This is a genomic window from Nocardia halotolerans (assembly GCF_042650145.1).
Taxonomy (GTDB): domain Bacteria; phylum Actinomycetota; class Actinomycetes; order Mycobacteriales; family Mycobacteriaceae; genus Nocardia; species Nocardia halotolerans.
On sequence record NZ_JBHSDL010000001.1, the window covers coordinates 139,851 to 160,483 of the forward strand.

Annotated in this window: 19 protein-coding genes; 12 read left to right on the top strand and 7 right to left on the bottom strand. The window is 69.0% G+C overall.

Annotated features, from left to right (window positions below; genetic code table 11):
• The first annotated feature begins 38 nt into the window (after positions 1-38).
• The 7 genes from aceE (at position 39) to ACFO5K_RS00700 (ending at position 9,101) form a co-directional block, all read left to right on the top strand.
• Positions 39-2,912 carry a pyruvate dehydrogenase (acetyl-transferring), homodimeric type gene (gene aceE / locus ACFO5K_RS00670; protein ID WP_378555112.1) on the top strand — a complete coding sequence of 958 codons (2,874 nt, stop codon included), beginning with the start codon at positions 39-41 and terminating at the stop codon, positions 2,910-2,912.
• A gap of 44 nt (positions 2,913-2,956) precedes the next feature.
• On the top strand, positions 2,957-4,258 hold the full coding sequence (locus ACFO5K_RS00675) for a PucR family transcriptional regulator (protein ID WP_378555181.1): 1,302 nt from the start codon (positions 2,957-2,959) through the stop codon (positions 4,256-4,258).
• A 127-nt stretch (positions 4,259-4,385) separates the two neighbouring features.
• Positions 4,386-5,300: an ACP S-malonyltransferase gene (locus ACFO5K_RS00680; RefSeq protein ID WP_378555113.1), complete on the top strand. Its 915-nt coding sequence runs from the start codon at positions 4,386-4,388 to the stop codon at positions 5,298-5,300.
• 58 nt (positions 5,301-5,358) lie between these two features.
• Entirely contained in the window at positions 5,359-5,691 is a 333-nt protein-coding gene (gene acpM / locus ACFO5K_RS00685) for a meromycolate extension acyl carrier protein AcpM (RefSeq protein WP_378555114.1), read from the top strand.
• A 12-nt stretch (positions 5,692-5,703) separates the two neighbouring features.
• A complete protein-coding gene (locus tag ACFO5K_RS00690) occupies positions 5,704-6,960 on the top strand; it encodes a KasA/KasB family beta-ketoacyl-ACP synthase (RefSeq protein WP_378555115.1) in 1,257 nt (418 codons plus the stop codon).
• Between the two features lie 132 nt (positions 6,961-7,092).
• On the top strand, positions 7,093-8,538 hold the full coding sequence (locus tag ACFO5K_RS00695) for an acyl-CoA carboxylase subunit beta (RefSeq protein ID WP_378555116.1): 1,446 nt from the start codon (positions 7,093-7,095) through the stop codon (positions 8,536-8,538).
• A gap of 119 nt (positions 8,539-8,657) precedes the next feature.
• Positions 8,658-9,101: a winged helix-turn-helix transcriptional regulator gene (locus ACFO5K_RS00700; RefSeq protein WP_378555117.1), complete on the top strand. Its 444-nt coding sequence runs from the start codon at positions 8,658-8,660 to the stop codon at positions 9,099-9,101.
• A gap of 78 nt (positions 9,102-9,179) precedes the next feature.
• Here the strand turns inward: ACFO5K_RS00700 and ACFO5K_RS00705 are convergent, their stop codons facing one another.
• Positions 9,180-9,875 (bottom strand): nitroreductase, encoded by a 696-nt coding sequence (locus tag ACFO5K_RS00705; RefSeq protein WP_378555118.1) that lies wholly within the window; start codon positions 9,873-9,875, stop codon positions 9,180-9,182.
• 201 nt (positions 9,876-10,076) lie between these two features.
• Here ACFO5K_RS00705 and ACFO5K_RS00710 point away from each other — a divergent pair, with 201 nt between their 5' ends.
• On the top strand, positions 10,077-11,936 hold the full coding sequence (locus ACFO5K_RS00710) for an Eco57I restriction-modification methylase domain-containing protein (RefSeq protein ID WP_378555119.1): 1,860 nt from the start codon (positions 10,077-10,079) through the stop codon (positions 11,934-11,936).
• Here the strand turns inward: ACFO5K_RS00710 and ACFO5K_RS00715 are convergent.
• The 3 genes from ACFO5K_RS00715 to ACFO5K_RS00725 form a co-directional block, all read right to left on the bottom strand.
• Complete coding sequence (locus tag ACFO5K_RS00715; protein ID WP_378555120.1) at positions 11,930-12,553, bottom strand: TetR/AcrR family transcriptional regulator; 624 nt, start codon at positions 12,551-12,553, stop codon at positions 11,930-11,932. The genes ACFO5K_RS00710 and ACFO5K_RS00715 overlap by 7 nt on opposite strands.
• 7 nt (positions 12,554-12,560) lie before the next feature.
• The gene (locus tag ACFO5K_RS00720) at positions 12,561-12,740 is read right to left on the bottom strand and encodes a hypothetical protein (RefSeq protein ID WP_378555182.1); all 180 of its coding nucleotides are present in this window, start codon (positions 12,738-12,740) and stop codon (positions 12,561-12,563) included.
• A gap of 124 nt (positions 12,741-12,864) precedes the next feature.
• Positions 12,865-13,380 carry a gamma carbonic anhydrase family protein gene (locus ACFO5K_RS00725; protein ID WP_378555121.1) on the bottom strand — a complete coding sequence of 172 codons (516 nt, stop codon included), beginning with the start codon at positions 13,378-13,380 and terminating at the stop codon, positions 12,865-12,867.
• A 116-nt stretch (positions 13,381-13,496) separates the two neighbouring features.
• On the opposite strand from ACFO5K_RS00725, the gene ald reads away from it, so the two are divergent.
• Positions 13,497-14,609 (top strand): alanine dehydrogenase, encoded by a 1,113-nt coding sequence (gene ald / locus ACFO5K_RS00730; RefSeq protein ID WP_378555122.1) that lies wholly within the window; start codon positions 13,497-13,499, stop codon positions 14,607-14,609.
• A 7-nt stretch (positions 14,610-14,616) separates the two neighbouring features.
• On the opposite strand, the gene sigJ is transcribed toward ald, so the two are convergent.
• The gene (gene sigJ, locus ACFO5K_RS00735) at positions 14,617-15,549 is read right to left on the bottom strand and encodes an RNA polymerase sigma factor SigJ (protein ID WP_378555123.1); all 933 of its coding nucleotides are present in this window, start codon (positions 15,547-15,549) and stop codon (positions 14,617-14,619) included.
• 119 nt (positions 15,550-15,668) lie between these two features.
• Here sigJ and ACFO5K_RS00740 point away from each other — a divergent pair, with 119 nt between their 5' ends.
• The gene (locus ACFO5K_RS00740) at positions 15,669-16,586 is read left to right on the top strand and encodes a cobalamin biosynthesis protein (RefSeq protein ID WP_378555124.1); all 918 of its coding nucleotides are present in this window, start codon (positions 15,669-15,671) and stop codon (positions 16,584-16,586) included.
• 193 nt (positions 16,587-16,779) lie between these two features.
• On the opposite strand, the gene ACFO5K_RS00745 is transcribed toward ACFO5K_RS00740, so the two are convergent.
• Both ACFO5K_RS00745 and ACFO5K_RS00750 read right to left on the bottom strand, forming a co-directional pair.
• Positions 16,780-17,640: an SURF1 family cytochrome oxidase biogenesis protein gene (locus tag ACFO5K_RS00745; protein WP_378555125.1), complete on the bottom strand. Its 861-nt coding sequence runs from the start codon at positions 17,638-17,640 to the stop codon at positions 16,780-16,782.
• On the bottom strand, positions 17,640-18,143 hold the full coding sequence (locus tag ACFO5K_RS00750; RefSeq protein WP_378555126.1) for a low molecular weight protein-tyrosine-phosphatase: 504 nt from the start codon (positions 18,141-18,143) through the stop codon (positions 17,640-17,642). Before ACFO5K_RS00750 ends, ACFO5K_RS00745 begins: the two co-directional genes overlap by 1 nt.
• Before the next feature lie 71 nt (positions 18,144-18,214).
• On the opposite strand from ACFO5K_RS00750, the gene ACFO5K_RS00755 reads away from it, so the two are divergent.
• Positions 18,215-19,432, top strand: coding sequence for a pyridoxal phosphate-dependent aminotransferase (locus ACFO5K_RS00755; protein WP_378555183.1), 1,218 nt, complete (start codon positions 18,215-18,217; stop codon positions 19,430-19,432).
• Between the two features lie 73 nt (positions 19,433-19,505).
• Entirely contained in the window at positions 19,506-20,603 is a 1,098-nt protein-coding gene (locus ACFO5K_RS00760) for a Nif3-like dinuclear metal center hexameric protein (protein ID WP_378555184.1), read from the top strand.
• The last annotated feature ends 30 nt before the right edge of the window (positions 20,604-20,633 follow it).

The following is a 20,633-nucleotide window of genomic DNA, read 5'->3' on the forward strand; positions in this document are numbered from 1 at the left end:
CCGACAAGCAGTTCAGCCCCCCAGTACGAGGAGCAGATTTGACCGACCTGATCCACTCTGCAGCTTCAGCGAATTCCGAGAACGACCCCGCCTCCGCCGCAGGGAGAACGGCCGGTGGACGCGTGCGGGTGATCCGCGAGGGCGTGGCATCGTATCTACCCGATATCGACCCCGAGGAAACCAGCGAATGGCTGGAATCCTTCGATCAGATGCTCGATCAGGCAGGCCCGGGTCGTGCCCGGTACCTGATGTTGCGGATGCTCGAACGCGCGGGCGAACGCCGGGTGTCGATTCCGGCGCTCACCTCCACCGACTACGTCAACACGATTCCCACCGAGAACGAGCCCTGGTTTCCCGGCGACGAGGAAGTCGAACGCCGCTTCCGCGCCTGGATCCGGTGGAACGCCGCGATCATGGTGCACCGCGCGCAGCGTCCGGGGATCGGTGTGGGCGGCCACATTTCGACCTACGCGTCCTCGGCGGCGCTCTACGAGGTCGGCTTCAACCACTTCTTCCGCGGCAAGGATCACTCCGGCGGCGGCGACCACATCTACATCCAGGGCCACGCCTCGCCCGGCATCTACGCGCGCGCCTACCTCGAGGGCCGGTTGAGCGCCGATCGCCTCGACGGTTTCCGCCAGGAGTACAGCCACGGCGGCCTGGGCAAGGGCCTGCCGTCCTACCCGCATCCGCGGCTGATGCCGGAGTTCTGGGAGTTCCCGACGGTGTCGATGGGCCTGGGCCCGATGAACGCCATCTACCAGGCCAGGTTCAACCACTACCTGCACGATCGCGGCATCAAGGACACCTCCGATCAGCACGTGTGGGCGTTCCTCGGCGACGGTGAGATGGACGAGCCGGAATCGCGCGGCCTGATCCAGGTCGCCGCCAACGAGGCGCTCGACAACCTCACCTTCGTGATCAACTGCAATCTGCAGCGCCTCGACGGCCCGGTGCGTGGCAACGGCAAGATCATCCAGGAACTGGAGTCGTTCTTCCGCGGTGCCGGCTGGAACGTGATCAAGGTGGTCTGGGGGCGGGAGTGGGACGCGCTGCTGGGCGCCGATCGCGACGGTGCGCTGGTGAATCTGATGAACACCACGCCCGACGGTGACTACCAGACCTACAAGGCCAACGACGGCGCGTACGTGCGCGATCACTTCTTCGGCCGCGACCCGCGCACCAAAGCGCTCGTGCAGAACATGTCCGACAGCGAGATCTGGAATCTCAAGCGCGGCGGCCACGACTACCGCAAGGTCTACGCGGCTTATGCGGCAGCGATGGCGCACAAGGGCCAGCCCACGGTGATCCTGGCCAAGACGATCAAGGGCTACACCCTGGGCAAGCACTTCGAGGGCCGCAACGCCACCCACCAGATGAAGAAGCTGGCGTTGCAGGACCTCAAGGACTTCCGCGATCTGCAGCGCATCCCGATCAGTGATGCCGAGCTGGAGAAGGACCCGTACCTGCCGCCGTACTACCACCCCGGCATGGACGACTCGGCGATCGAGTACATGCTGGACCGGCGCAAGTCGCTGGGCGGATTCCTGCCCGAGCGGCGTTCGGCGGCCAAGCCACTGAACCTGCCCGGTGACGAGGCCTACCGCTCGGTGCGCAAGGGTTCGGGCAAGCAGAAGGTCGCCACCACCATGGCGCTGGTGCGGTTGATGAAGGAACTGTTGCGCGACTCCGAGATCGGTAAGCGCATCGTGCCGATCATCCCCGACGAGGCGCGTACCTTCGGCATGGACTCCTGGTTCCCGACGCTCAAGATCTACAACCGCAACGGCCAGCTCTACACCTCGGTCGACGCGGAACTGATGCTCGCCTACAAGGAGAGCACCGCCGGTCAGATCCTGCACGAGGGCATCAACGAGGCCGGTTCCACCGCGTCGTTCACCGCCGTCGGCACCTCCTACGCCACCCACGGCGAGCCGATGATCCCGCTCTACATCTTCTACTCGATGTTCGGGTTCCAGCGCACCGGCGACGGCCTGTGGGCAGCGGCCGACCAGCTCACACGCGGCTTCGCGCTCGGTGCCACCGCGGGCCGGACCACGTTGACCGGGGAGGGCTTGCAGCACAACGACGGACAGTCGCTGCTGCTGGCCTCCACCAATCCCGCTGTGGTGACCTACGATCCGGCGTTCTCCTTCGAGATCGCCCACATCGTGCGCGACGGCCTGCGCCGGATGTACGGCGGCGGCGAGGTGCCGTCGAGCCCGCTGCCCGGCACCCAGGTGCCCGCGGTCGGCACCTTCGGCGGGGAGAACATCTTCTACTACATCACCCTCTACAACGAGCCCTATCAGCAACCGGTCGAGCCCGACGATCTCGATGTGGCCGGGCTGCTCAAGGGCCTGTACCTGTACCAGCGTGGTGGTGACGGCGAGCTGCGCGCGCAGATCCTGGTCTCGGGTGTCACCGTGCCCGACGGGTTGCGTGCCCAGCAGTTGCTGGCCGAGGAATGGGGTGTGGCCGCCGACGTGTGGTCGGTGACCTCCTTCGGTGAGTTGCGCAGAGAGGCGATGGACAAGGAGATCACCGCACTCAAGCATCCGGATGCCGATCCGGGCGTCGCCTACGTCACCGAGGCGCTCTCGGCGGCGCGGGGACCGGTGGTGGCGGCCACGGACTGGATGCGCGCGGTGCCCGATCAGATCCGGCAGTGGGTGCCCGGCGACTACATCACCCTGGGCACCGACGGGTTCGGTTTCTCCGACACCCGCCCGGCCGCGCGCCGGGTGTTCAACGTCGACGCGCAGTCGATCGTGGTGGCGGTGCTGGCCGGACTGGTCAAGGACGGCTCGATCGACAAGGCGAAGGCGGTGGAAGCGGCGCGCAAATACGGCATCGACGACGTCGGCGCCGCGCCGAAGCCGAGTGCGGACGCGGGCGAGGAACTCGCGTAGCGGACTATTGGACTGTGGAGCGCAAACCGCCGCGGCCCCGTCGGATCACCGAGGGCACCAGCGAGCACGAGGTCTATCTGCCGACCGGGGCCCTGTCCCCGAATCGGCAGACCCGTGATCCGCTGCCCGACACGCTGCTCAAGCGGGTCAAGCAGTTCTCGGGCAGGTTGTCCACCGAGGCGGTGGGGTCGATGCAGGATCGGCTGCCGTTCTTCGCCGATCTGGACGCCGCGCAGCGCGCGGGCGTGCAGATGCTGGTGCAGACGGCGGTCGTGAACTTCCTGGAGTGGTTGCAGGATCCGGACTCCGACATCCGTTTCAGCCTGGACGCGTTCCAGGTGATCCCGCAGGATCTGGCGCGGCGGCTCACGCTGCGCCAGACCGTGGACATGGTGCGGGTGGCCATGGACTTCTTCGAACAGTGGCTGCCCGCCCTGGCCCGTAACGATCGTCAGCTGGTGGCGCTCACCGAGGCGGTGCTGCGATACGGGCGTGAGCTCGGTTTCGCGGCCGCCTCGGTGTACGCCAGCGCGGCCGAGTCGCGGGGCGCTTGGGACACCCGCCTGGAGGCGCTGGTGGTCGACGCGGTGGTTCGCGGCGACACCGGCCCCGACATGCTTTCCCGGGCCGCCACGTTGAACTGGGACGCCACCGCGCCCGCCACGGTGCTGGTCGGCACACCGCCACTGGATCAGGGGGTGTCGACGGTCGGCGCGGTGCACACCATCGCGACCAAGCACGGCCGGGCCGCGCTGGCGGTCGTGCAGGGCGCGCGGCTGGTGATGGTGGTCAGCGGCAACCTGGGCGACGCGGGTATCGGCTCGCCGTTCCTGTCGGACCTGCTGGCCGAGGTGTTCTCCGACGGCCCGGTGGTGATCGGCCCGACCATGCGCACACTGGGCGCCGCGCACGCCTCGGCCATCGAAGCGCTGGCCGGGATGGAGGCCGTGGTGGGCTGGCGTGGGGCGCCAAGGCCCGTTCACGCCTCGGAATTGCTACCCGAACGCGCCTTGTTGGGCGATAGAGCTGCGATGGCGGCGCTCAACGAGTATCTTGTCCTCCCGTTGGCCGCGGCCGGATCTTCGTTGTCGGACACACTCGACGCGTACCTCGATTGTGGTGGAGCAGTAGAAACGTGCGCGCGTCAGCTGTACGTCCATCCAAATACTGTTCGGTACCGACTCAAACGAATCGGCGAAGTCACCGGGCGTGATCCGCTGAACCCCCGAGACGCGTATGTGCTCCGGATCGCGGCAACAGTGGGTCGTTTGACACGAACGTATAACGAATCGTCACCCCCCGTCACAGAAACCCCGCCGACCACAGGCGCTCCCGAGTCCCTGTAACGGGATCGGGGAGTCGTTCGATCGGCTCGCCCCACCTCGGATTTTGTGGGACCCCTACAAATCGCGTCCGAAACCTTCATTCGCGCCGACATCTCCTGCGGCGGGGGTCACAGTGTTGTCTTAGGGGGTGATCGCGTTGCTCACCCCTGGACAGGGGTCCCAGACACCCGGCATGCTCGCGCCCTGGCTCGCGCTTCCCGGTGCGACTGATCGCCTCGAACTGTGGTCCAAGGCCGCCGGCCTGGACCTGGTCCGTCTCGGTACCACCGCGACGGCCGAGGAGATCGTCGACACCGCGGTGACGCAGCCGCTCGTCGTCGCGGCCGCACTGCTGGCATTCGCCGAAATCGCCCCCGAATCGGTTCCGGCCGATACCATCATCGCCGGACACTCGGTCGGTGAATTCGCCGCCGCCGCCGTCGCCGGCGTCATCACGCCCGACGAGGCGGTCAGCCTGGCCGCCATCCGTGGCCGGGAAATGGCCAAGGCGTGTGCGGAGGAACCGACCGGCATGTCCGCGGTGCTCGGTGGTGACGAAGCCACCGTGCTCGCACGGCTCGCCGAGCTCGATCTCGTCGCGGCCAACCGCAACGCGGTGGGCCAGATCGTGGCGGCGGGTCGACTGGAAGCTCTGGCGGAGCTCGCCGCGAATCCGCCGGAGAAGGCACGGGTCCGCGCATTGCCCGTCGCCGGTGCGTTCCACACCGCCTTCATGGCCCCGGCACAGGCAGCTGTCGCCGATGCCATCGCCCAGATCTCGCCGAGCGACCCGATCCGGACCCTGCTGTCGAACTTCGACGGCAAGCCGGTCACCTCGGGCGCCGACGCGATCGATAAGCTCGCCGCGCAGGTCACCCGGCCCGTGCGCTGGGACCTGTGCAACGAGACCGTCCGCACGGCCGGCGTCTCGGCCGTGGCCGAGCTGCCACCGGCAGGCACCCTCGTCGGTATCGCCAAGCGGGAACTGAAGGGCACCCCCAACCTCGCCCTCAAGACACCCGAAGACCTCCCCGCGTTGGTCCAGCTGACCATCTCGGGCTAGCTTTCCCTCCGGCGGTCGACGCACGACGAAGTGCGCCGGCCGTTCCAAGACCCCACAAATGAGAAACAAGAAGGGAGCCACCAAAGTGGCCGCTCTGACCCAGGAACAGATCGTCGAAGAACTCGGCAAGATCATCGAAGAGGTTACGGGTATCGAACCCTCTGAGGTGACGTTGGAGAAGTCCTTCGTCGACGACCTGGACATCGACTCGCTGTCCATGGTCGAGATCGCTGTGCAGATGGAAGACAAGTACGGCGTCAAGATTCCGGACGAGGATCTGGCCAGCCTGAAGACCGTCGGTGACTCCGTCGCCTACGTCCAGAAGCTCGAGGCCGAGAACGCCGACGTGGCCGCTGAGCTCAAAGCCAAGTTCGACAGCGCAGGCGAGTAGGGCTGCGTACCCATGACCACTCCTGCTCCGTCAACCTTGAACGGTAATTTCCCCAACGTTGTCGTCACCTCCATGGCGGCGACCACGTCGATCGCGGGTGATGTCGATGCGACGTGGAAGGGACTCCTCAACGGTGAGAGCGGAATCGACGTTCTCGAGGATTCCTTCATCGAGGAATACGACCTGCCGGTGCGAATCGGCGGTCACCTGAAGGTCAGCCCTGACACGCTGCTGAGCCGGGTCGAGATCCGCCGCATGGCGTATGTCGAGCGCCTGGCGACCGTCCTCGGTCGTGAGGTGTGGAAGAACGCGGGCAGCCCCGAGGTCGACAACGACCGTCTGGGTGTCGCGATCGGTACCGGTCTCGGTGGCGGCGACGCCCTGATCGACTCGGTCGACAAGCTGAAGAACGGTGGCTACCGCAAGATCTCGCCGCTGGCTGTTCAGATGGTCATGCCGAACGGTCCCTCGGCCGTCGTCGGTCTCGAGCTGAAGGCCAGGGCGGGAGTGGTCACTCCGGTCTCGGCGTGCTCGTCGGGTTCGGAGGCCATCGCCAACGCATGGCGGATGATCGTGATGGGTGACGCCGACATCGTCGTCACCGGTGGTGTCGAGGGCTTCATCGACTCGGTGCCGATCGCGGCCTTCTCCATGATGCGTGCGATGAGCACCCGCAACGACGATCCGAAGGGGGCCTCGCGACCGTTCGACAAGGATCGCGACGGCTTCGTCTTCGGCGAGGCGGGTGCGCTCATGGTCATCGAGACCGAGGAACACGCCAAGGCGCGCGGTGCCACCATCCACGCACGACTGCTGGGTGCCGGTATCACCTCCGACGGCTTCCACCTGGTCGCCCCCGATCCCGAGGGCACCGGTGCGGCCAGGGCGATGACCCGCGCGATCCAGACCGCCGGTCTGACCAAGCAGGACATCACCCACATCAACGCCCACGCGACCGCGACCCCGATCGGCGACACCGCCGAGTCCAACGCGATCAACTTGGCCGTGGGTAACCACCCTTCGGTGTACGCACCGAAGTCGGCACTGGGCCACTCGATCGGCGCCGTCGGCGCGCTCGAGTCCGTGCTCACCGTGCTCGCTATCAGGGACGGCATCGTTCCGCCGACACTGAACCTGGAAAACCAGGATCCGGAGATCAATCTCGATGTGGTGCACGGGGAAGCCCGTCGCCAGGAAATCGAGTACGCGATCAACAACTCCTTCGGTTTCGGTGGGCACAACGTCGCGCTCGCTTTCGGTCGGGCATAGCGCCCGAGCGGTACCGACTGCACATCCGGTCCCCGGTGGGGGTCGTGCCAACTGAATGGTTCGACCCCCACCGGCGGTTCGCCACAGCAGCCGCCGTAGCGGCAATCTCTTTACCTATGAGGAGTGAGCGCGATGACCATCATTGCTCCCGCGTTTCAAGACACCACCACAGATCCGCGCGACCCGCTGGGTCGGCTCCAACGATTCTTCGACCCCGGCACCATCCTGCCGCTGCACCCGCGCGACCGCTCCGGTGTGCTGGCCGCGATCGGTGAGGTCGACGGTGTGCGCACCGTCGCCTACTGCTCCGACGCCACCGTCATGGGTGGCGCGATGGGCGTCGAGGGCTGCAAGCACATCGTCGACGCGATCGACACCGCCATCGACTCCGGTGTTCCGGTCGTGGGCCTGTGGCACTCCGGTGGCGCGCGCCTGGCCGAGGGCGTCGAGGCTTTGCACGCGGTCGGGCTGGTCTTCGAGGCGATGGTCCGCGCGTCCGGGCTCGTCCCACAGATTTCGGTGGTCCTCGGTTTCGCCGCCGGTGGCGCCGCCTACGGTCCCGCGCTGACCGATGTCGTGATCATGGCGCCCGAAGGCCGCGTGTTCGTGACCGGGCCCGATGTCGTCCGCTCGGTGACCGGTGAGAACGTCGACATGGCGACCCTCGGTGGTCCCACCACACACTTCAAGAAGTCCGGCGTGTGCCACATCGCCGCCGACGACGAGCCCGACGCGCTGCACCGCGCCCGCCGGCTGGTCTCGATGTTCGCCGAACAGGGCGAATTCGACCTGATCGCGGCCGAGCACGGCGACGTCGACCTCAAGGCGATGCTGCCGGAGTCGGCCAAGCGCGCCTACGACGTGAAGCCGATCATCAACGAACTGCTCGACAACGTGGAATCGCCCGACGGCGACACCGAGTCCTCCTTCGAGGAACTGCAGGGCGGTTACGCGCGCAGCATGGTCACCGGTCTCGGGCGCCTCGGCGGCCGCACCGTCGGCGTGCTGGCCAACAACCCGCTGCGCCTGGGCGGTTGCCTGAACTCCGAGAGCGCCGAGAAGGCCGCCCGTTTCGTGCGCCTGTGCGACGCGTTCGGCATCCCGTTGATCGTGGTCACCGATGTCCCCGGTTATCTGCCCGGCGTCAGCCAGGAACTCGAGGGCGTGGTGCGCCGCGGCGCGAAGCTGCTGCACGCTTTCGCCGAAGCCCGGGTTCCGCGCGTCACCCTGGTCACCCGCAAGATCTACGGCGGCGCCTATATCGCCATGAACGCCCGTGCCCTCGGCGCCACCGCCGTCTACGCCTGGCCCGGTTCCGAAGTCGCTGTCATGGGTGCCAAGGCGGCGGTCGGCATCCTGCACAAGAAGGCCCTGGCCGCCGCGCCCGACGATGAGCGCGAGGCCCTGCACGCCCGCTTGACCGCCGAGCACGAGCAGATCGCGGGCGGCGTCGAACGCGCGGTCGCCATCGGTGTGGTCGACGAGGTGATCGACCCGGCCAGAACCCGCAGCACCATCGCCGCGGCCCTGGCCTCGGCACCGGCGCGTAAGAGCCACCACAAGAACATCCCGCTGTGATGTGAACTCGACATTGTCGGCTTCGGGCCCCGGTACGCCACCGGGGCCCGAAGTGTTTCCGATGCCGTGGCCGTCGATGGATCGGCGCCGGGGTGGTACCCGGCGCGCATAATGGCAGGGTGCGCTACGAGGAACTTGCTGACGTGCCGTGCTCGATCACCCGGCCGTTGGTGATCTTCGGGGACCGGTGGACGTTGCTGATCCTCAAGTACTGTTTTGCCGGTGTCCGCCGCTTCAACGCTTTCCAGAGTGCGCTCGGCATCTCCCGCAGCCGCTTGCGTGACCGGCTGGACCGGCTGGTCGAACACGAGATCCTGGCGAAACGCCCCGTCGACGACGGCGCCTACGAGGAGTACCGCCTCACCGAGAAGGGGCACGCCGTCTACCCCATCCTGATGGCGATACGGGACTGGGGCGATACCTATATGGCGCCGGGCGGCCCGCCGGTCGAATATCGCCACCACAACTGTTCCGGTGAAGCGCACGTCCACCTGACCTGCGACGAATGCGGTGCCGATGTCACCGCGCGCGACATCGATCCCCAAGCGGCATCCCCGGCGTGATCGTGCGATTCGACGAGTTCCGGTCAGACAACTGATCCTGTCGAGCTGGATCGCAGGATTACACCGTCCCGAATCCGCTCAGGACGTATGCCAGCTCACCTGATCTTCGAGGGGAGCCCGCGCCGTGCGGAAGGTGTTGATCGGGTGGGAGAGATCCGGGTGCCCGAAGGAGACGCCGAAGACGACCTTGCGGGTGTCGGGAAGGGCGAAGTAGTCGCGGATGAAGGGGGAGTAGGAGGCGAGGGCGGCTTGGGGCGCCGCGCCCAGACCGAGGGCTTGGGCGCCGAGCAGGAAGTTCTCGAGCCAGAGCCCGCAGTCGATGGCGCCGTAGATGCCCAGGTCGGCCTCCGAGGTGACGATGGCGACGTGCGGTGCGTCGAAGAGTTCGAAGTTGCGCACCATTTGCCGCATGGTCTTCTCACGGTCGCCCTTGACGATGCCCACGCTGTCGTAGAGCTGGAATCCGCAGGCACGGCGGCGGTCGCGGTAGACCCCTTCGTAGGCGGCCGGGAACTCGAAATCCGGTGTGCTGCCGGAGCTCTGGATGTGGTTCAGGAGTTCCTTGCGGAACCGTTCGGTGCCTTCGCCCGCGGTGACCACGACCTGCCACGGCTGGGTGTTGCACCACGAGGGGGTGCGCTGGGCCAGGGTGAGCAGGCGCTCGATCGTCGCGCGCTCGACCGGCTCGGGCGTGAACTGACGACAGGTCCAGCGTTCGTCGGCCAGGCGCTGCAGGGTGGCGAAGTCGTTGTCGTCGTGCTCGGTCGGCGCCATCGCGCGGCTCCCTCTGGTACGGAGAACTAGTCTCATTTTGAGACCAATCTAGCATCGGGTCCCCGCATGCGGAACCCGCCGACACCGCGAATCCGGGCCCTTCCCCGTGATAGGGCGTAATTCTTGCCGCACCGGTCCGGGTGCCACGGAAAGGTTCGTGCCTGCCGCGGATCGGGCCGGGGGCGGGGCACAATCGAGCGCATGGCTTTGCAGGCCCGCGACGCGCAGGAGCGTAAACGGCACGGCAGGCACTACACACCGCCCCAGCTGGCGCGGTTCCTGGCGCGGCGCGCACTGCGGCACGTGCGCGGCGGTGGTGAGCTGCGGGTACTCGATCCCGCGTGCGGGGACGGCGAACTCCTGCTCGCAGTGCATCGGGAGATGGCCGCGAGTGCGCCGCAGGTCGAGGTGCGGTTGACCGGATACGACCTGGACCGGCGGGCGGTCACCGAGACAGCGGGGCGCGCGGCGGCTGAAGGCGTCGAGATCGATTGCCGTGCGGGTGACTTCCTCGCCGCCTCGGCTCGGCTGCGGGCCGGTTCGTTCGACCTGATCATCAGCAACCCGCCCTACGTGCGGACCCAGCAACTCGGCGGGACCACCGCCCAACTGCTGAGCCGGAAATTCGGTCTGCGCGGCCGCATCGACCTCACCCACCCGTTCGTGGCCGTCGCACCCCGGTTGCTCGCCGCCGACGGGGTGCTGGGACTGCTGTGCGCCAACCGGTTTCTCACCACCAAGGCCGGCAGCAACCTGCGCCGTATCCTGACCAGCGAGCTGACCCCGGTCGAACTCTACGACCTCGGTGACACGAAACTCTTCGCCGCCGCGGTGCTACCGGCGATCACGATCGCTACTCGCGCCGTCGGCTCCGGCGGCTGTCGGTACGTGTCGGTCTACGAAGAATCCGGAGCCGAACCGAATTCCTCGGCCACGCTGTTCGATGCGCTGGCAGGAGAGGACGGCTGCCTGGTCGAAGCGGGCGGGCGGGTGTTCGCGGTCGAGGTGGGTGTGTTGGTCACCCCGAATCCGAGCGCACGACAGGGAGTGGGGCCACGCCCTGGGTTCGAGCCGGAACAGGGCCCGGGGATCGTGCCCGAACAGCGCCCGGGGGCCGTGCCGGAGCAGGGGTCGGGCTCGGCCGTGTTGTCCGGTTCGGCACCGTCTGCGAGGGATCGGCGGCGGGACCCGCGCGGGCGGGCATCGGTGGCCCGTGGTGGTGCGCGTGTCGAACCCCACGATGACGACGCCTGGCGGATGTCGCGGCCCGCGCTGGACCGGTGGTTGAACCGGATCGCGGAGCGCACCTGGCGTTCCTTCGGCGAAACCGCCCGTATCCGGGTGGGGATCAAGACCACCGCCGATCGCGTGTTCATCTCCGATCGCTGGGAGCAGTTCGATCCCACCCCGGAACCGGAACTGTTGCAGCAGTTGATCACCCACCACGATCTGGAGCCCTGGCGGGTATCCATGGATCGTGGCACCCGGGTGCTCTACCCCTATGACCTGCTGCAACCCCGTCGCACCCCGATCGATCTCAGCCGATACCCCGGTGCGGCAGCGTATTTGCGCGCGCACGAGCAGGTGCTTTCCGGTCGGCGGTATGTGGTCGACGGCGGGCGGAAGTGGTTCGAGATCTGGGTTCCGCAGCGTCCGCATCTGTGGTGTGCGCCGAAGCTGGTGTTTCCCGACATCAGTGAACGACCGAGGTTCGCTCTCGATCGGTCCGGTGCGGTGGTCAACGGCGACTGCTACTGGATCTCGCTCACCGATCTCGGTCCCCGCGCCTCCTCGACAGATCTGGCGTATCTGCTGATGGGTGTGGCGAATTCGGCCCTGGGGTTGCGGTTCTACGACGCGGTGTGCGGCAATCGGTTGTATTCGGGCAGGCGCCGCTGGATCACCCAGTACGTCGCGCGCCTGCCGCTGCCCGATCCGCAGAACGCCGCGGCTGCCGAGATCGTGGCTCGGGTGCGGGCGCTGGTGGAAGGCGTTGTGGCAGTGCGGGATGCGGGAATCGACGAGGCGGTGGCCGCGGCTTTCGGGGTGCCGGCTCAGTGAGCGCCGCGGATGCCGACCATCGGCAGCAGTGTGCGCCGGGCGAACTCGCGGCCCGCTTCGGCGTCGTCGAGCGGGATCAGCCCGTCGGGGGTCAGTGCCAGTGACAAGGCCAGCCGGGCCATGATCTCGGCGACCAGATCCGGGTCGAACTCCGGGACCGGGGCGCTGGCTTGTAGTTCGCGCAGCTTCTCGGCGAGGTAGCCGCGCCCCACCGCCAGGACCGGCCCGGCGTCGGTCGTCAGGCGGGGCAGAATCATCTCCGGTTCGGTGCCCAGCAGCCGCCGCAGCAGTTCATTGCCCGCGATGGTGGTGACGAAGGCGACGAAGATCTCGACGAGCTGGTCCTCGGGTTCGGTGACCGCGCGCACCCGCTCGTCGATCTCGGCCACGTAGCGCTGGGCTTCGCGCACGCTGACCGCCTCGACCAGGTCGTTCTTGGATTCGAAGCGCCGATACAGGGTGGCCGGGCTGATACCGGCGCGCCGTGCGATCTCGCCCATACTCGTGCGTTTGATACCGAAATCGAGAAACGCCGACAGGGCACTGTCGAGCAGCTTCTCCCCGCCGGTGCCGGGCTTTTCCAGTATCCGCGCGAGGATGGACGAGACGGTAGGCATCGCCCCATTATCCCCGTGGCGAAAGATCGAGCGCGACCATCTCCTGCTCGATCGCGTTGGCTGCGAAATGCACACCGCGGGAACGTAATTCGTGAACCCGGCACATCAGTGCCTCGATGCCGCCCGGTTGGGCCGCGATATCGGCCACGCTGAGCCTGCCCCCTGCTCGGTGCACACCGGAGTGCATGTATGCCACCGTGATACCTCCTGCCTCGCGTACCCGCCGCCGACCGCCGCTCTCATGGCCGGACGCGATACGCAGGACAAATGCTATCAGGTAACCCAACTGGTCATTTGCTCAATGTGAGGGTTCACAACACCTCGGCGCCGCGGTGGTTGGTGAGATTGTGCAGGTAAACAGCCGCGTTGAGCTTGATCCCGTCTTGCTGGGCTTCGGTCAGTTCGCGGCGCACCTTACCCGGGACACCGGCCACCAGCGACCCGGGCGGAATCTGAGCGCCCTCGGGGATCAGCGCGTTGGCCGCGATCAGGGTGCCCGCGCCGATCACCGCCCCGTTGAGCACCGTCGCGCCCATCCCGACCAGGACGTCGTCGCCGATGGTGCAACCGTGCAGAATCGCGTTGTGACCCACTGAGACCCCGGTACCGACGGTGAGCGGGAAGCCGGGGTCGGCGTGCAGAACGCAGCCGTCCTGGATGTTGGTGCGCGCACCGACGGTGATCTGCTCGAGATCGCCGCGGAGTACCGCCGAGTACCAGACGCCGACCTCGGCGGCCAGGTGTACCCGGCCGATCACGGTCGCGTTCGGCGCGATCCAAGCAGTGTCGTCGATCTCCGGCGCGAATCCGGTCACCTTGATGATCATGGGGTGATTATGGCGTCGGCGGCCGGCGCCGGGCGCGCTGGGCGGTGAAAGCGGCGTCGGCTCGACACGCGATCGATACGGCTGCCGCGCGCCGGCACAGGTCCTAGGCTGGCGCAATGACGCGAACGGGCGTAACCATCGGGGTGCCGACGGAGGTCAAACCGCAGGAGTTCCGGGTGGCGCTCACCCCGGCCGGCGCCGCCGAACTCGTCGCGCACGGGCACGAGGTGCTCGTGCAGACCGGTGCGGGCGCGGGCTCGGGCTTCGCCGATGACGAGTACCGCGCCGCCGGTGCGCGCCCGGCCACCGCCGCCGAGCAGGTCTGGGCCGGCGCCGACCTGGTGCTGAAGGTGAAAGAGCCGATCGCGCAAGAGTATTCGCTGATGCGCCGCAATCAGGTGCTGTTCACCTATCTGCACCTGGCCGCATCGAAGGAGTGCACCGACGCCATCCTCGCCTCGGGCACCACCGCGATCGCCTACGAGACCGTGCGAGCCGCCGACGGCTCCTTGCCGCTGCTCGCGCCGATGAGTGAGGTGGCCGGGAAGCTGAGCGCCCAGGTGGGCGCCTATCACCTGATGGCGCCGCTGGGCGGGCAAGGCGTGCTGCTGGGTGGGGTGCCCGGGGTGCGGCCGGCCGACGTGGTGGTGCTGGGCGGCGGGGTCGCCGGGACCAACGCGGCGAGCGTGGCCGTGGGGATGGGCGCCCGGGTGTGCGTGCTCGACACCAACCTGGCGCGCCTGCGTGAGCTCGACGCGCGCTTCGCCGGCCGGGTCGGCACGCTCGCTTCGCACGCGCTCGAGATCGACAAGGCCGTGCTCGCCGCCGACCTGGTGATCGGGTCGGTGCTGGTGCCCGGCGCGAAGGCGCCGAAGCTGGTCTCCGACGAACTGGTGGCGCGGATGCGGCCGGGGTCGGTGCTGGTCGACATCGCTGTCGACCAGGGCGGTTGCTTCGCCTCCTCGCGTCCCACCACGCACGCGAATCCCACGTTCCGCGTGGCGGATTCACTGTTCTACTGCGTGGCGAACATGCCCGGCGCGGTGCCGCACACCGCCACGGTGGCGCTCACCAACGCGACCCTGCCCTACGCGCTCGCCATCGCCGACAACGGCTGGCGGGGCGCGTGCACCGCCGATGCGGGCCTGGCGGCCGGACTCACCGCCGACGACGGGAAGCTGCTCGCGACCGAAGTCGCCGCGGCACACGGGTATTCGGTCGGCGCCTAGCCCGCCGTCACTGGCCCATGTACCAGTCCGGTGCGCCATCGGTGGGCAGGTCACGCAGTTTGTCGGGATTGCGCACGATATTGATCGCGACGATGCGGCTGTTGTCGACGACGAAGGAGAACACGCCGATCGTGGCGCCGTCGAACACGACCAGCCCGGGGGCCCCGTTGACCAGCACGGCCCGGCCCCAGCCGCCCGCCGCCGACGGCGCGTGGTACCAGCCGAGCAGGATCTTGCCGATGAGTTCGCCGCCGCGGATGGGCTGACGGATGGCGGGCACCTTGCCGCCGCCGTCGGCGGTGAGCACCACGTTCTCGTCGAGCACACCGAGCAGCGACTGCAGATCACCGGAGCGCCAGGCCAGGGAGAACGCCGAGACCACCTGCTCCTGCTCGGCCGGAGACGCGGGAAAGCGCGGGGTGCCGCTCTCCACGTGCTTGCGGGCGCGCGAGGCGAGCTGACGGACCGCGGCCGGGGTACGGCCGACCACCTCGGCGACCTCCGGGCCGCTCATCCCGAACACATCCTGCAGCACGAAGGCGGTGCGCTCGGCCGGTGAGAGCGATTCGAGCACCACCAGCAGCGCGGTGGTGACCCGCTCGTCCTGCGAGATCCGGTCGGCCGGGTCGTCCCAGGCGGTGACCTGCGGTTCGGGCAGCCATTCGCCGACGTACTGTTCGCGGCGGGCGCGCGCGGAACCGAGCTGATCGAGGGCGAGGCGGCTGGTGACAGTGGTGAGCCAGGCGCGCAGGTTGTCGATCTCGCCCGCCTTTCCCGCGACGAAGTGCCGTTGCAGGCGCAGCCACGCGTCCTGCACCACGTCTTCGGCGTCGCTGAGGCTGCCGAGGGTGCTGTAGGCGAGGCGGCGCAGGTAATCGCGGTGTTCCTCGAAGCGGCGGGCCAGTTCGGCCTGATCGAGTTGCTGTGGTGCGTCGGTCATCGTGATCGCCGTTCGGTCGTCTGGCCGGGATAGGGGGCCGAGTGTAGGGGCGTTGTCGACGTGATGACGAAACAACCACGCCGAGTGTGACGATTCCGCGCACCGGTTAACCTCGCTCGGTGCAGAAGGGGATATCGACCGCGGCCGGGCTGGTGCTGGGTTTCGCGCTCGACCGGGTGTTCGCCGATCCGCGCCGCTGGCATCCGGTGGCCGGGTTCGGTTCGGCGGCAGCGGCATTGGAACGCAAGACCTATGCCGACGATCGGCGGGCCGGAGCGGTGCACGAGGCGGTGGCGGTCGGGTCGGTCGTCGCGGTCGGTGCCCTCGCGGTGCGCGGCGGGGTGCTCGCGACCGCGCTGGCGACCTGGGCCGTACTCGGCGGACGCAGTCTGGCCCGCGCCGGCCACGCCATGGCCGACCGGCTCGACGCCGGCGACATCGACGGCGCCCGCGAACTGCTGCCGTCACTGTGTGGCCGCGACCCTGCCGTGCTCGAGGCCGGCGGGTTGGCGCGTGCCGCCCTGGAATCCATCGCGGAGAACACCTCCGACGCCGCCGTGGCGCCCCTGCTGTGGGGTGCGGTCGCCGGGGTGCCGGGATTGCTCGGATACCGCGCGGTGAACACTCTCGACGCGATGATCGGCTACCGCAACGAGCGCTACCTGCGCTTCGGCTGGGCCGCGGCGCGCGTCGACGATGCGGCGAATCTGGTGCCCGCCCGAGTGACCGGGTTGCTCACGGCTGTGCTGGCGCCGGTGGTCGGTGGGAGCGCGGGCGCGGCGCTGCGGGCTTGGCGTCGCGATGCCGGCACCCACCCGAGCCCGAACGCCGGGGTGGTCGAGGCGGCGATGGCCGGCGCGCTGGGTGTGCGGTTGGGCGGGTTGACGCAGTACCGGCACGGGGTCGAGACGCGGCCGACGCTGGGAGATGGGCCCGCCCCGGGAGCGGCTGACTTACGGCGCGCGGTGGTGATGTCGGAGGCGGTTCAGCTAGGGGCGTTGGTGAGTGCGGTAGCCGTGGCTGTGCTCCGCCGCTGATTTTTCGGAGCTACGACCGGTCGCTCGGGTGCGAGCGTTGGAGAGTGCGGTCGCTGCGGCGGCGAGTGTCCGACCGCGAGCGCGGACGCTCGCGGTGGTTGCCGAACCGTGGCCGGTAGTCGCGGGGCGAGTCGCATGGGCCGGGTCGGGGTCTGGCTGTAGTGGTCGACTGGGCGCGGCAAGGTGAGCTGGGTCAGCGGTTACGGCCGTAGCGGTCGGCCAGGCGGGCCTGCGTGGTGGGCACAGCGGGCTCGGTGGGCGTCGCCGTCGTGGGGGCGGCCGGGGCGGAGTCGGCGCGGTCGCGGCGGCGGGCGCGGAGTTCGGCGACGACGAAGTAGCCGAGGCCGAGTGGTGCCATCACACCGAAGGCCAGCCATTGCAGGCCGTAGGAGAGGTAGGGGCCGGCGTCCAGCTGGGGGAGTGGGACGGGGGTGAAAGCGCCGGGCTGATTTTCGGCCAGCTGCAGGTAGCCGCCCATGTCGGTGCCCGTCGGGATGGGGGTGAGTGCGACGTCGAGGACGTCGGATTCCTGGGCGATGTCGATCGTGTACACCTGGCGATAGCCGTCCTGGGTACTCGGAGTCTTGTCGGGGACGACGCCCTCGGAAGCCCGCACCCGCGCCTCGATCCGCTGCGGGCCCGCAGGCGGTTCGTCGATGGCGGGCGCACGGGTGCCGTCGGTGGCGGCGACCAGGCCGCGGTCGACGAGCAGGGTGCGCCCGTCGTCGAGGCGGAACGCCCCGAGCACCGCGTAACCGGGGGCGCCGTCGAGGTGGCGCAGGCGCACCAGCACGGTCGAATCGGGTAGGAAGGTGCCGGTCGCGGTGACCTTTCGCCATTCGGTGTGCGGACCGGCGGCGCCGTCGAGCACCTCGGCCACGGTGACCGGATCGGCGCGCACCGAGTCGGCGATCAGCTGGTTGCGGTGCTCGGTGCTGGAGTTCTTGTTCAGCTGCCACGGCGCCAGGATGGTGAAACACAGATAGGCGAACGCCGCGACGATCAGCGCCAGGACCAGCCAGCTCGGGCGCAGCAGGAACGTGAGTTTTCGCATCAGCGTCGCGCATCCGCGGGTTCGCGGGCCTCGAGTTCGGCGCGCACCCAGTCGAGCAGGCCGGGGATCGCGGCTTCGATCTGGTCGCGCACGAGGTCGAAGTCGGCCTGGATGCCGTAGTACGGGTCGGGCACGTCCACGCCGTCGGCGGCGGGGTCGAAGCTGCGCAGCAACCGGCGCCGCTCGGTGGGCACACCGCGATGCGCCAGTTCCCGATCGTGCCCGGTATCCAGGACGACGATCAGATCGGCGTCGCGATGCTCGGCGCCGAACGTGGCCGCCACGTGTTCGGTGGGGTACCCGGCGCGGCGCAGCGTCGCCTCGGTCCGCGGGTCGGCGGGATCGCCGACGTGCCACGATCCGGTGCCCGCGCTGCTCACCCGCACCCGGTTCGCGAGTCCGGCGCGGTACAGATGTGCTTCGAACATCTTCGCGGCCATCGGCGACCGGCAGATATTGCCTGTACAAACGAACGAGACATGAAGTGGACCCACGCGACCCATTGTCGCCCGAGCCGCCGACCCGCCGCCACGTAGGGTGTTCAGTTGTGTTCGAGGACTCCATCGACCCCGCGATGCTGCGCCACCACGGTGACGTGGAGGCCCGCCCGGGCATGCTCGATTTCGCGGTGAACGTCCAGGGTGTGGCCCCGCCCGCCTGGTTGCGCGCGCGCCTGGCCGCCCGCCTCACCGACCTCGGCCGCTACCCGGACGCCGACGAGGACCGCACCGCCCGCACCGCCGTCGCCGCCCGGCACGGCCGCACCCCCGACGAGGTGCTGTTGCTGGCCGGCGCCGCCGAAGGCTTCGCGATGCTGCCGCGCCTGGCCCCGCGCCTGGCCGCCGTCGTCCACCCCTCGTTCACCGAGCCGGAACTGGCGTTGCGCGAGGCAGGCGTGCCGGTGACGCGGGTGATCCTGGCACCGCCGTACACCCTCGATCCCGCCCTCGTCCCCGACGAAGCCGACCTCGTGGTCCTCGGTAACCCGACCAATCCCACCTCGGTCCTGCACGCGGCAGCCACCATCCGGGCGTTACGCCGCCCGGGCCGGATCATCGTCGTCGACGAAGCCTTCGCCGATGCGGTGGTCGGTGGCACCCCCGAGGGTGTGGTGTCGGCCGCCCGGCGAGTGGGGCTCGGTGCCGCCGCGGCTTCCGGCGGTTCAGCGGAGCCCGCCGCAGCGCCGACCCGGCATGGGCCCGCGGTGGACGACCGGAAGGCCACGGCGCCCGAGCCTGGCCGCGCCGATTCGGAACCTCGGCCGGTGCCCGACTGCGACGGCGCGGCGGCCGGTCCGGGCGAACCGGAATCGCTGGCCGGGCTCCGCGCCCCCGACATCCTGGTGTTGCGCAGCCTCACCAAGACCTGGGCGCTGGCCGGACTGCGATGCGGTTACCTGCTCGGCGCGCCGGAATTGCTGTCGCGGCTCGCGCACGGGCGTCCGCACTGGCCACTGGGCACCCTGCAACTCGAGGCGATCATCGCCACCGCAGAACCGGCCGCTGTTGCCGAGTCCCGTCGGCACGCACACCGGATCGCCGCCGACCGGGCCGTCATGATCGACCGGCTGAGCGCACTCGGGATCGACGTGCACACGCCCGCCGCCGGGCCCTTCCTGCTGCTGCGCGTCCCCGACGGAGCCCTGCTGCGCAAACGCCTCGCCGACCGTCACATCGCGGTCCGCCGCGCCGACACCTTCCCCGGCCTCGGACCCGACCACCTGCGGGTAGCGGTGCGGGGCGCGGCCGAGGTCGACCAGTTGATCGACGGACTGCGAGCGACGCTGTGGTGACCGAGCCTTCCGCTACTGAAACCGTTGTTACGCGAAGCTATACGAAGGAGACGGTGTGACCGACCTGGCCGAGATGATCAGCGTGCTCGACGCGGCATACCCACCGAAGCTGGCCGAATCATGGGATTCGGTCGGCCTCGTCTGCGGTGATCCGGCGCAGGAGGTCACCAAGGTGCTGTTCGCCGTCGACGCCACCGCCGCCGTGGTCGACGAGGCGATCGGCTGGGGCGCGCAGGCTTTGGTGGTGCACCACCCGCTGCTGCTGCGCGGTGTCGACACCGTCGCCGCCGATACGCCCAAGGGCGCACTGTTGCACCGGTTGATCCGCGCGGGCTGCGCACTGTTCTCCGCGCACACCAACGCCGACTCCGCCGACCCCGGCGTCTCCGATGCCCTGGCCGCCGCTGTGGGCCTCACCGTTGCCGGCCCACTCGATCCGAAACCTGTTGCCCCCATGGACAAGTGGGTCATCCAGGTGCCACAGACCCACACCGCCGCGCTGATGTCGGCGCTGTTCACCACGGGCGCGGGCGCGGTCGGTGACTACCGGGAAGCCGCCTGGTACACCGCGGGCACCGGACAGTTCCGCCCCGTCGAGGGCGCGAATCCGGCCATCGGTGCGATCGGCACGGTCGAAACCGTCGCCGAGGACGCCGTGGAGGTGGTCGCCCCGCCGTCCGCGCGCCGGGCCGTACTGGCTGCTCTGCGCGCGGCCCACCCGTACGAGGAACCCGCTTACCACGTCACCGAACGCGCCGCGCTGCCGTCCTCGCTCGGCATCGGCCGTATCGGTGCGCTCGCCGAGCCCGAAACTCTGCGCGCGTTCACCGCGCGGGTGGGCGCCGGCCTGCCCCGCACCGTCTGGGGCGTGCGCGCCGCGGGCGACCCGGACCGTGTCGTCGAGCGAGTGGCGGTCTGCGGCGGTGCGGGCGACTCCTACCTCGATGCGGCCATCCGTGCCGGAGTCGACGCCTACCTCACCTCCGACCTGCGGCACCACCCCGTCGACGAACACCTGCGCCGCGGTGGCCCCGCCCTCATCGACGCCGCCCACTGGGCCACCGAGTTCCCGTGGTGCGCGCAGGCGGAATCGGTCGTCATCGCGTCCCTGCCCGACCTGACGACCCGTGTCTCGACCCTGCGCACCGACCCGTGGACGGTCACCGGCTGACCGGGCCGGGCCGGGTCTTCGGGTCATGGC

What these genes read in the sequence shown, in the direction of transcription:
- acpM (WP_378555114.1), top strand. Translation starts at nt 5,359, where the DNA reads ATGAGAAACAAGAAGGGAGCCACCAAAGTGGCCGCTCTGACCCAGGAA.
- ACFO5K_RS00690 (WP_378555115.1), top strand. Translation starts at nt 5,704, where the DNA reads ATGACCACTCCTGCTCCGTCAACCTTGAACGGTAATTTCCCCAACGTT.
- ACFO5K_RS00695 (WP_378555116.1), top strand. Translation starts at nt 7,093, where the DNA reads ATGACCATCATTGCTCCCGCGTTTCAAGACACCACCACAGATCCGCGC.
- ACFO5K_RS00705 (WP_378555118.1), bottom strand. Translation starts at nt 9,875, where the DNA reads ATGGCGCCGACCGAGCACGACGACAACGACTTCGCCACCCTGCAGCGC.
- ACFO5K_RS00710 (WP_378555119.1), top strand. Translation starts at nt 10,077, where the DNA reads ATGGCTTTGCAGGCCCGCGACGCGCAGGAGCGTAAACGGCACGGCAGG.
- ACFO5K_RS00715 (WP_378555120.1), bottom strand. Translation starts at nt 12,553, where the DNA reads ATGCCTACCGTCTCGTCCATCCTCGCGCGGATACTGGAAAAGCCCGGC.
- ACFO5K_RS00720 (WP_378555182.1), bottom strand. Translation starts at nt 12,740, where the DNA reads ATGCACTCCGGTGTGCACCGAGCAGGGGGCAGGCTCAGCGTGGCCGAT.
- ACFO5K_RS00725 (WP_378555121.1), bottom strand. Translation starts at nt 13,380, where the DNA reads ATGATCATCAAGGTGACCGGATTCGCGCCGGAGATCGACGACACTGCT.
- ald (WP_378555122.1), top strand. Translation starts at nt 13,497, where the DNA reads ATGACGCGAACGGGCGTAACCATCGGGGTGCCGACGGAGGTCAAACCG.
- sigJ (WP_378555123.1), bottom strand. Translation starts at nt 15,549, where the DNA reads ATGACCGACGCACCACAGCAACTCGATCAGGCCGAACTGGCCCGCCGC.
- ACFO5K_RS00745 (WP_378555125.1), bottom strand. Translation starts at nt 17,640, where the DNA reads ATGCGAAAACTCACGTTCCTGCTGCGCCCGAGCTGGCTGGTCCTGGCG.
- ACFO5K_RS00750 (WP_378555126.1), bottom strand. Translation starts at nt 18,143, where the DNA reads ATGGGTCGCGTGGGTCCACTTCATGTCTCGTTCGTTTGTACAGGCAAT.
- ACFO5K_RS00755 (WP_378555183.1), top strand. Translation starts at nt 18,215, where the DNA reads ATGCTGCGCCACCACGGTGACGTGGAGGCCCGCCCGGGCATGCTCGAT.
- ACFO5K_RS00760 (WP_378555184.1), top strand. Translation starts at nt 19,506, where the DNA reads ATGATCAGCGTGCTCGACGCGGCATACCCACCGAAGCTGGCCGAATCA.